The organism is Streptomyces sp. TRM70350, assembly GCF_019219825.1.
GTDB lineage: Bacteria > Actinomycetota > Actinomycetes > Streptomycetales > Streptomycetaceae > Streptomyces.
This window is the reverse complement of the sequence record NZ_JAHUXH010000042.1, coordinates 42,416-52,519: the sequence shown is the minus strand read 5'-3', so window position 1 is coordinate 52,519 and position 10,104 is coordinate 42,416. Positions and strand designations below refer to the sequence as shown.

At 67.7% G+C, this 10,104-nt stretch carries 8 protein-coding genes; 2 read left to right on the top strand and 6 right to left on the bottom strand.

Annotated elements, in window-relative coordinates; all coding sequences use genetic code 11:
- Positions 1 to 327: 327 nt before the first annotated feature.
- The 5 genes from KWI83_RS34910 to KWI83_RS34890 all read right to left on the bottom strand — a co-directional run bounded on the left by KWI83_RS34910 (position 328) and on the right by KWI83_RS34890 (position 5,685).
- Positions 328 to 1,353, bottom strand: a complete 1,026-nt coding sequence (locus tag KWI83_RS34910) for a hypothetical protein (protein WP_218518395.1) — start codon at positions 1,351 to 1,353, stop codon at positions 328 to 330.
- Positions 1,354 to 1,574: 221 nt separating this feature from the next.
- Complete coding sequence (locus KWI83_RS34905) at positions 1,575 to 2,597, bottom strand: LacI family DNA-binding transcriptional regulator (protein ID WP_218518394.1); 1,023 nt, start codon at positions 2,595 to 2,597, stop codon at positions 1,575 to 1,577.
- Between the two features lie 75 nt (positions 2,598 to 2,672).
- The gene (locus KWI83_RS34900) at positions 2,673 to 3,506 is read right to left on the bottom strand and encodes an ATP-binding cassette domain-containing protein (RefSeq protein ID WP_218518393.1); all 834 of its coding nucleotides are present in this window, start codon (positions 3,504 to 3,506) and stop codon (positions 2,673 to 2,675) included.
- Positions 3,503 to 4,516: an ABC transporter permease gene (locus tag KWI83_RS34895; RefSeq protein ID WP_218518392.1), complete on the bottom strand. Its 1,014-nt coding sequence runs from the start codon at positions 4,514 to 4,516 to the stop codon at positions 3,503 to 3,505. Before KWI83_RS34895 ends, KWI83_RS34900 begins: the two co-directional genes overlap by 4 nt.
- A gap of 146 nt (positions 4,517 to 4,662) precedes the next feature.
- The gene (locus KWI83_RS34890; RefSeq protein WP_218518391.1) at positions 4,663 to 5,685 is read right to left on the bottom strand and encodes a sugar ABC transporter substrate-binding protein; all 1,023 of its coding nucleotides are present in this window, start codon (positions 5,683 to 5,685) and stop codon (positions 4,663 to 4,665) included.
- Between the two features lie 247 nt (positions 5,686 to 5,932).
- On the opposite strand from KWI83_RS34890, the gene KWI83_RS34885 reads away from it, so the two are divergent.
- Entirely contained in the window at positions 5,933 to 6,895 is a 963-nt protein-coding gene (locus KWI83_RS34885; protein ID WP_218518390.1) for a carbohydrate kinase, read from the top strand.
- A 55-nt stretch (positions 6,896 to 6,950) separates the two neighbouring features.
- Positions 6,951 to 7,253: a putative quinol monooxygenase gene (locus KWI83_RS34880; protein WP_218518389.1), complete on the top strand. Its 303-nt coding sequence runs from the start codon at positions 6,951 to 6,953 to the stop codon at positions 7,251 to 7,253.
- A 150-nt stretch (positions 7,254 to 7,403) separates the two neighbouring features.
- On the opposite strand, the gene KWI83_RS34875 is transcribed toward KWI83_RS34880, so the two are convergent.
- Complete coding sequence (locus KWI83_RS34875; protein WP_218518388.1) at positions 7,404 to 9,965, bottom strand: GH32 C-terminal domain-containing protein; 2,562 nt, start codon at positions 9,963 to 9,965, stop codon at positions 7,404 to 7,406.
- Positions 9,966 to 10,104 lie beyond the last annotated feature (139 nt).

Below are 10,104 nucleotides of genomic sequence, written 5' to 3'. Positions count from 1 at the left end.
CCACCGTGGTCGACGACGTCCTGCAAGATCTGGCAAACGCAGCCCAGGCCACGAGCGCCCAGGTCATCAGCACCCAGGCCGTTCCGGTACCACGCGACCCGGCCACCATCCGGGAAATTCACATGCCCCGCGAATACGAAGCGCCGTGAGCAGACACTTTCAACTTTGGCGCAGGGGAGTCATGCCAGCGGGCACGCATCCTGGCTGCGGCCCCTTGAGGCGGTGAAACCCCCGCCATTCAAAGCACAGGCCCGTGAGGATCCACGCGGATCCGCTCCGGCAGTTGCTCGCGCTCCTCGGGCGGCGGTTCCTCGCCGGAGCCGTGCTTCAGCGCATGTTCGCTGACTCGTCGATGTCCCAGACGGCTCGTCTGACCTTCTGCTCAAGGGCCTCGAATGCATCCTCAAGGTCCGCGAGTCCGGCGAAGAGCGCGTGCTTGTCGTCCAGGCTACTCATCGCCTTGGCGCGCTCGATCCAGGACGTGACGTCGTTCATGGTGAGCGGATACTTGCGGCTCCGCAGCACCTCCCTATTGAAGCTCGCTTCCAGGTCTTCGTCTTCGATCTGCATCACCCGGATACCGTCGCCCGGTATGGCACCGCCGGTGATGTTCTCCTCGATGTAAGTGAGTCCGAATTCAAGATCGCGAAGGCGTCCGAGAAGATGCTCGACCAGCGCCGTCCGTACCGCCGTCAGATCGAGGCCCACTTCCTTGCGCAGTTGCTGCGCAGCTCGATGGGGTAGTTCGAAGGGGTCCTGGCGGCCGGGGACTTTCTCCTGGAAGCGGGCCAGCTCGGGGCCGAGTGGACCGTCGCCGATCATCGTTCCCGGGTTGTAGTGGTCGAGGACCGCGCATGCGGCGTCGAAGCAGATCAGGACAGCGGGGCGAATCACCTCGACTCGGTGCTGGTCACGGCGGTAAGTCTCGTTCCGGTAGTCGTGCAGCTTCTTCAGTACCGGCCCGAGATCTCCCGGGAGTCTCTGGCGTTCGACCAGGAAGTCGATCTTCTCTCCGAAGTTGTCGTTGATCTTCTTCCGTTTCCTCTTTGAGGTGACCGCCCCTTCAAGCTGCTGGATTTCGGCGCGGAGTTGGTCGTTGCTCGGTCCTGCGGCCGCAAACCGGCGGTTGAAGGGCTCCTCGCTCTGGCGCAGAGTTCCGAGTCGGCGGAGGTTCTCAAGCTGCTCGAAGGGATAGCGCTCAAGGTCGAGCTCGGCTTCGGTCATACGGTGCATGATCAGCTGGACGGCACTGTCGAGGAGGATGTGGGCCAGCCGGAGCTGGGGAACCCGTCCGATTTCGATGAGGCGTTTGACCTCTTCGAACTGCACAATGACCAGCTCGAGGCGCTTCATTGCCGCCTGCCCTTTCCAGCGTTCCCTTCGGCTCTCGGCCGACGATTCCTCACCGCAGTGGCCCGGCAACGCGGCCAGCACCTGACTTGCGAGCGGGAGCGGACGGCCGCCGACGAGGAGGATGTGGAGGCGTTGCTGCCCGCTCGCGGCTACGCGATGTCGCCAGGGCGGCGGCGCGGTCCGTCGTGGTCTTGGCTGGTGTCTCAGAGGGGGCGAGCTGCCTACGGCTTGGGCGCGGGTTGTTCCCCCGAGCCGCGGACGATCAGCCGGGTGGGAACGGTGATGGTGCGCGCCCGGGAGCGGTCGCCGTCGAGGCGGGTCAGGGCGGTGGCCGCGGCGCTGCGGCCGATTTCCTCGGGGTCCTGGGCGACGACGGTCAGGGCCGGTTCCAGTGCTTCGGCGAGGGAGACGTCGTCGAAGGCGACGACGGCTACGTCCTTGCGCTTGCTGCGGGCGAGTTCGGCGACGATACCGAGCGCCATGATGTTGTTGCCGGCGAACAGGGCGGTGGGGGGATCGGCCAGTTCGAGGAGTTGGGAGGTCGCGGCCTCGGCGCCTGCCTGGTCGTGTGCGTTGGCGATCAGCGAGCGGTCGTAGGGGATGTCGGCTTCTTGCAGGGCCGCGCGGTATCCGGCGAGGCGTTCGCGGCGGGTGTAGAGCTTGACGGGGAGGTCGCCGACGAATCCGATGCGGCGGTGTCCGTGGGCGGTCAGGTGGGCGACGCCCTCTTGTGCCCCCGCACGGTTGGAGCTGACGATGCTGTCCGTGGACAGGCCGACTCCCGGTCGGTCGAGGAAGACGATGGGCAGCCCCGCCGTACGGTGCGACTTGAGGTGGGAGTGGTCGGCGCCGACGGACGGCACGACGATCAGGATGCTGACGCGCCGGGCGAGGAACTTGGCCGTGAGGGCGCGTTCGCGGTCGGGGTCGTCCGCGGAGGAGCCCATGAGCAGGGTCAGTCCGCGGTCGCGGACCGTGTCCTCGATGCCGCGGGCCACGGCTCCGAAGAAGGGGTTGCCGAGGTCGGGGATGACCAGGCCGATGGTGGTGTCCGGGCCGCCGACGCGGATGTTGCGTGCCATGAGGTTCGGCTGGAAGCCCAGCTTGGCCACCGCGGCGAGTACCTGTTCCCTGGTCTGTGACGAGACGGGTCCGTCCTCGTTGAGGACGCGCGAGACTGTCTTGGCGCTGACGCCGACTTCTCGTGCGACGTCGGCAAGGGTGGGGCGGCGGTTCGCTGCCATGGAGGAAACGGTCTCCTGTGAGCTCTCGTTTCCGGCCGCGGCCTCGGCCGGAAGCAGTGAGAGCGGGTTGTGCTGTCAGGTGGCCTGTACTCCGGCGGCCTTCGCGGCCTCGGAATCCGTTACGACAGTAGCTCCGGCCTCGTCGACGGTGAGCGCGCCGGTCATGATGGCGACGACCTCCGCCATGGAGTAGTCGGAGGGCTTGATCAAGGCCGCGCGGCGGCCGAGGCGGTGGACGTGGATGCGGTCGGCGATCTCGAAGACGTGCGGCATGTTGTGGCTGATCAGGACGACCGGCATGCCCTTGTCGCGGACGCGGCGGATGAGGTCGAGGACCTGTCCGGACTCCTTGACGCCGAGGGCGGCGGTGGGTTCGTCCATGACGACGACGCTGCGGGCCCAGGCGACGGCGCGGGCGACCGCGACGGCCTGCCGCTGTCCGCCGGAGAGGGTCTCGACGGCCTGGGTCAGCGAGCGCAGGCCGATCTTCAGATCGGCCATGTGCTCGGCGGCCTCCTGGCGCATGCGCTTCTTGTCGAGCATACGGAAGGCGCTGCCGAGGATGCCGGGGCGGCGCAGTTCGCGGCCGAGGAACATGTTGGAGGCGATGTCCATGGAGGCGGCCACGGCGAGGTCCTGATACACCGTCTCGATGCCGTGGGCGCGTGCGCTCTGCGGGCCGGAGAAGGTGATGGGTTCGCCGTTGAGGCGTATCTCGCCCGCGTCGGGGACCACCGCGCCGGTGAGTGCCTTGATGAGGCTGGTCTTGCCGGCGCCGTTGTCGCCGATGACGGCGAGGACCTCACCGGGCAGCAGGTCGAAGTCGGCGCCGTCGATGGCGGTGACGTGGCCGTAGCGCTTGACCAGACCGCGCGCCTGCAGAACCGGGGTCGGAGTGGTGGTGGTCATCGGGCCTTCTTCCGGGAGATCTGGTCGACGGTCACCGCGAGGATCACCAGGACACCGGTGATCAGGGTCTGGTAGATCGAGGCGACGCCCATCAGCTGCAGGCCGTTGCGGAAGACGCCGACGATGAGGACGCCGATGAACGTGCCCAGGACCGATCCGCGCCCGCCGAAAAGGCTGGTGCCGCCGAGGACCACGGCGGTGATGCTGTCGAGGTTGTCGGTCTGCCCGGCCTGGGGGTCGCCGACTCCGGTGCGGGAGATGAGCAGCAGGGCGGCGATGCCGTAGAGGATGCCGGCCACGGTGTAGACGCCGATGGTCAGTCGGGAGGTGCGGATGCCGTTCAGCCGGGCCGCTTCCGGGCTGTTGCCCAGGGCGTAGACGTGCCGGCCCCAACTGGTGTTGCTCAGCGTGTAGGCGAGGAGCAGGAACAGGGCGATGGTGACCAGCGAGCCGTACGTAATGTCGGTCTTGCCGAGCGGGAAGGTCTGCCCGAGCGCCGTCAGCGGGCCGGGCAGGTTGGTGACGGTCTGCTCCTCGGAGTAGATGTGGGTCAACGCGAATGCCACGTTGAGCATGCCGAGGGTGACGATGAACGGGGGCAGCGGGATCTTCTGCACCAGCGCCCCGTTGAGCAGGCCGAAGCCCCCGCAGACGACCAGGCCCAGCGCGATCGCGGCGAGGGGTGGCAGGGAGCCCTCGGCGGCCATCTTGGCGATCACGATGCTGCCGAACGCCATCACCGCTCCGCAGGACAGGTCGATGCCCGCCGTGAGGATGATCAGGGTCTGCCCGATGGCGAGGGTGCCGACGACCATGACCTGCTGCACGATCAGCGAGAAGTTCCCGCCGGTGAGGAACTGGTCGGTCGAGAAGGAGAAGAAGACGCACGCCAGGAGGAGGGCGACCAGGGGGCCGGTGGTCGGTTGTGTGAGCAGTCTGCGGACCGTGGTCGGTGCTTTGAGCTCGGCGTACGGCGTGGACGTGGAGGGTGGCGTGGACGTGGCAGCCATGCGAGGTCCTTGTCGGAAGACTCAAGTCCTTGTCGGTCCTTGTCGGACGGCAAGAGGACGAGGGGGCGGCCGTCCCCGGCCGGGGAGGAGGGGCCGGCCGCCCCGCTGAGGGGATAGGCGGCGAACGTACGGTCGTCGGGGGCGGCTCAGCCCCAGCAGTTCTCCAGGCCGTAGGCGGTGTCCTTGGACGTGACCCCGTCCTGCGCCTTGTCGGTGATCAGCGTGACGCCGGTGTCGGTGTAACCGGACGCCTTCTTGCCGTCCTTGGCGTACGTCGCGACGGCCTTGACGCCCTCGGCGGCCATCTTCAGCGGGTACTGCTGCGAAGTAGCTGCGATCTTGCCGTCCTTGACGGCCTGAGTGCCGGTGCAGCCGCCGTCGACCGAGACGATCAGCACGTCCTTCTCCCGGCCCTTCGCCTTCAGCGCGGTGTACGCGCCCAGCGCGGCCGGTTCGTTGATGGTGTAGACGACGTTGATGCCGGGCTCCTTCTGGAGACAGTTCTCCATCGCTGTCTGGCCCTTGGCCTGGTCGCCGCCGGTGTCCTGGGAGCAGACGATGGAGGGGTCGCCCTCCTTGACGCCGAAGCCCTTCAGGAAGCCGTTGTGCCGCTGGACGCCGACGGAGACGCCCGGCGCGAGGTCGAGGGTGGCTATCTTGGCCGACTTGCCCTTCATGGCTGCCTTGGCGTACTCGCCGATCAGCTCACCGGCCTTGAGGTTGTCCGTGGCGAACAGGGCGTCGACCGCGCTTTCCGGGTCGGTCGGGGTGTCCAGGGCGATGACCAGGACTCCCTTGGCCTTGGCCTTCTCGATCGCCGGCACGATCGCCTTGGAGTCGCTGGGGGTGATCAGGATGCCCTTCACCCCGGCGGCGACCATGTTCTCGATGGCGGTGACCTGACCGGCGTTGTCCCCGTCGAACTTGCCCGCCGCGGTGGACAGTTCGACACCGTTCTCCTTGGCGGCCTTCTCCGCGCCCTCCTTCATCTTCACGAAGAACGGGTTGGTGTCGGTCTTGGTGATCAGACCGACCTTGACGCTGCCCGATCCGGCGTTCGCGGTGCCCGATCCGGATCCGGATCCACAGGCGGTCAGAGTGAGGGCTGCGACACCCGTGCAGGCAGCGGCTCTGAGCAAGGAGGAGGGCAGACGAGAGATGCGAGACATGAACAACTCCTGCGGGATTGCGGGCGAGCGGCCGGCATCGGGGCATGCCGTCCCGGAGGTGTCATCGTTGACTTATGTCATCGTTGACACTGCATGGCGAGGATGATGGACTCCGCCTCCAGGCAACGTCAATGCCTTGCACCCGTCACAAATCGGCAACGCCCGTGGCCGTCGCCCGCCCGAAACCGCTCAGCGGCTGCCCGCGACGTGCCCGTTTTGCCCGCGCGTTCTCAGAGAAGAGCAACCCATGAGCTCGCATCAGATCACCGTCCTGGGGGAGTGCGTCGCGGACGCGTTCACCGAACCCGCAAGTGCCCCGAACGAACTCGCCCTGCGGGTGCTGCCGGGCGGCGGACCTGCGAACACGGCCGTGTCCCTGGCCAGGCTGGGCACCCCGGCCCGCTTCCTCGCACGTCTGTCCGGCGACGTGTTCGGCCGCTTGTTCCGGACCCACCTGGAGGCATCGGGCGTGGACCTGTCGTACGCCGTCGAGGCCGCCGAGCCCAGCACGCTGGCCGTGGCGGAGCTGGACGCCCAGGGGCAGGCCGCGTTCTCCTTCCACGCACAGGCCACCGCCGACTGGCAGTGGACGAGCGCGGAACTGGCCGGGGTCGACCTGTCCGACACCGCCTGCCTGCACACCGGGTCACTGGCCCTGGTCCGTGAACCCGGCGCGGCGGTGGTGGAGGAGTTCCTGGCAACGGCCTCGCGCCAGGCCACCGTCAGCATCGATCCCAACGTCAGGCCGCTGCTGGTGCACCCCGATGTGTACCGGGCCAGGCTGGCGCACTGGTGCGGCGTCGCCGACATCCTGCGGCTGAGCGAGGACGACCTGGAGCTGCTCCTGCCGGGCACCCCGCCGGAGCAGGCATGCGACACCTGGCACGCCGCAGGGGCACGGCTCGTCGTGATCACGCTCGGCGCCGACGGCGCCCTGGCCTCACTCGACGGCGAACGGCTGCGGGTGCCCGCGGTGACGACACAGGTGGTCGACACGGTGGGGGCGGGCGACTCCTTCACCGCCGGGCTGCTGCACCACCTCGCGGCCCGCGGCAGCCTCGGCGGCAGGATGACCGATCTCGGTCTCGACGAAGTCGCGGAAGCCTGCCGGTTCGCCACCCGGGTCGCCGCCCTGACGTGCTCGGTCGCCGGCCCCAACCCACCATGGCGCGACCGGCCGGCCCTGTTCGCGACCGCCGGTGACTCCTGACGGACCGTACGTCGTCCACCACCTCCACTCCACCCCCTGACAAGGAGACGAAACCATGACGAAAACCCTGCTCGCCGAGTTCACCGCCCGAGCGGGAGCGGAGGACGAGGTCGCCCGCCTGATCCGGGACTACGCCCTGAAGGTGCGCGATGAGGAAGGCAACCTGGCCTTCGACGTCTACACGAAGTCGGCCAACCCGCGCGCCTACTGGATCTTCGAGGTCTACCGGGACGAGGACGCCTTCAGGACACACCTCAACGCCCCGTACGGTGCCCCGTTCAACGCCGCCCTCATGCCGCTGATCGAGGAGGACGCCTCCGTACTGACGTTCCTCGATCCGCTGGCCACGCATCCGTAACGAGCGTTTGAACTGAGCAGTCGTGGCGGAACGGCCCACCGCGCCCTGCTTCGTTGGTTTGTTTTGTTCTGCCGCGCCTGGACGGTGCGGCAGAACAGGGCCCGGGTCAGCTGATCGTGCTCGCGAAGGCGCACGGACCCCCAGGACTCGTCACCGCCAGATGGACTGCAGCTGCCACACCTGCAGGTGGTTGAGGGTGGCGGTGCCGTCTTCGGCGAAGACCTCGACGCCGGTGCTGGAGGGGTCGGGGAAGACCTGGTCGGTGATCACTGCCTCGCCGTTGCCGCCGAAGACCTCGACGGACGACCAGTCGACCAGGATCCGCAGCTTGACCTTGCCGTTCTTGGGCTTCAGGGGTGCGGTCTGTATGCCGGGGAAGGTGCTGTTGAAGTCCCCGGCGCCGGAGCGGGTGCGGTCGACGTACAGCTCCTGGGTCGTGGTGTCGTAGCCGATGACGGTCTCCTCGCCGCCTGCGCCGGTGCGGACCTTCAGGCCGAAGCGGTCGGCGTCCTTCAGGGAGAAGGTCGCCTCGATGTCGAGTGCTTTGCCCTTGGCCGTGGAGCCGCTCAGGGGCTTGGAGGTGCTCTTGACGGTGACGTCGGACGCCGTCGCCGCCGGGCGCTTCTGGCGGAGGGACTCCAGGCTGCTCACCGGCTTGCTGGTCAGCCGGATTCGGCCGTCGACGGTGCGCAGGGCCATTTCTCGGGGAACGCTCTGCGCGCCGCGCCAGGGGGAGGTGGGGATGGACTGGCCGTAGTCCCAGTTGTTCATCCAGCCGATCATGTAGCGCTTGCCGCCCGGTGCGTTCTCCCAGGACACCGCCGCGTAGTAGTCCTTGCCGTAGTCGGCCCAGTCGGCGCGCTGTACGACGGACTTGGCGGGCTTGTCAGCGGCGGTGAACTGGTCGGCCATGACGTGGCCCCAGCCGGCGGTGTTCATGTCGAGGATCTGGATCTGCGCCTTCTTGCCGACGTACGGGCGCATGTCGAAGGACGCCCAGTCCAGGGTCTCGCTGTCGGCGCCGGTCGCGCTGCGGACGACCTTGCCGTCCACGAGCAGGTTGACGGACGTCTCCTGGGAGACGCGCTGGGCCTGGGTGTCGGACAGCACGATGTGGTCGACGTTGAGGTGGCCCCAGCCGCCGGTGTTGTCGTCGACGATCCTGATCTGCGCGTTCTTGCCGACGAGGTCGCTGACGTCCCAGGAGGCCCAGTTGAGTGCCTCGGCGTCCTTTCCGGTGGCGCTGCGGACGACCTGGCCGTCCACGAGGAGCTCGACGGCGGTGGGGTTGTCGGAGCCGGCCGGGTGGTTGCCGCCGCCGATGAGGAAGTTGATGTGCTTCTTGTCGATGGTGAACTCGGGCGACGTGAGGGTGCCGGTGGTGGAGTCGCCGTTCAGGAAGGTGTTGGCCAGCCCGTCTCCCAGGAAGCCGGAGACCTGCTGCTGGTTGGGGAGGGTGCCGGTGGCCGGTGCGGTGCCGAAGGCCTCCCCGGTCGCCGTCCAGTCGCCGTACGTTCCGCCTTCGAAGTCGGCAAGGACCGTGCCCTCGGGCGGAGTCGTGTCCAGGACGGTTCCGGCCTCGTGCGGGTGCCGCCCGCCACCGATCTTGAAGTTCAGGTAGGGGCTGTCCACGGTGAAGGAGGGGGAGGTGAGGATGCCGGTGGCGCCGTCGCCGCCGTGGAAGCTGTTGGCGAGGCCCTTGCCGTCGAAGCCGGTGACGGCTCCCTGCCCGTCCACCGCCCCGGTTGCCGGTCCCTGGCCGAACGCGGTTCCGGTCGTCGTCCACTCACCGAAGCCGGCGCCTTCGAAGTCCTGTACCACCTCGCCGGTGGGCGGGGTGTAGGTGCCCTTGTCGTCGGCGGTGAACTTCTTGCCGTCGAAGTCGCCGACGAAGTACTGGGCGGCGGAACCGCCCGCGATGCCACCGGGGTTGATGTTGACGACCAGGACCCACTTGATGTTGTTCCTGTCGCCGTCGACGGCGAGGGGGAACAGGTCGGGGCACTCCCACACGCCACCCGTCGCACCGGCCGGCCCGAACTCACTTTGCAGATCCCAGTCCTTGAGGTTCTTGGACGAATAGAACCGCACCTTGTGCTCGGCGGACAGCGAAACCGTCATCAGCCAGCTCTTCGTCGGCGCGTACCACTGGACCTTGGGATCACGGAAGTTGTTGGACTCGATGTCGATCACGGGATTGCCCTGGTACTTGGTCCAGGTGCGGCCGCGGTCGGTGCTGTACGCGAGCGACTGGGCCTGCTTGCCGCCGTTCTTGTAGGCACTGGTGTAGATCGCCACCATGGGCGGGTTCCTCTTCGTACCGAACCCGGTGGTGTTGTTCCAGTCGACGACCGCGCTGCCGGAGAAAACCATCTCCTCGTCGTCGTGCGACAGGGCGAGCGGCAACTCCTCCCAGTGCACGAGGTCCTTGCTCACCGCATGGCCCCAGGACATGTCGCCCCAGGAGTTGCCGTTCGGGTTGTACTGGTAAAAGAGGTGGTACTCGCCCTTGTAGTAGACGAGGCCGTTGGGGTCATTCATCCAGTTCTTCTCCGGAGTGAAGTGGAACTGGGGTCTGTAGGTCTCGGTGTACGGCGAGGCGTCGGCAGCGACGGCCTGGGGGGCGAGCGGGGCTGCGGACAGGGCGCAGACGGTCGCCACCGCCGTCATCATCCGTATGCGGGCATGCCGGGATAGGCGTGCAGAGCTCATGGTGTCTCCTTGTCCGGCGGCTCGTCGGCGCAGCGGTGGGCGCGGCCCGGCGCGGACGGACCGAAAAGTGACGTCCCAGCGGCGTCGACGTCCACGCAGCCGACTGGGGTGTCATCGATGACTTGTGTCATCGATGACA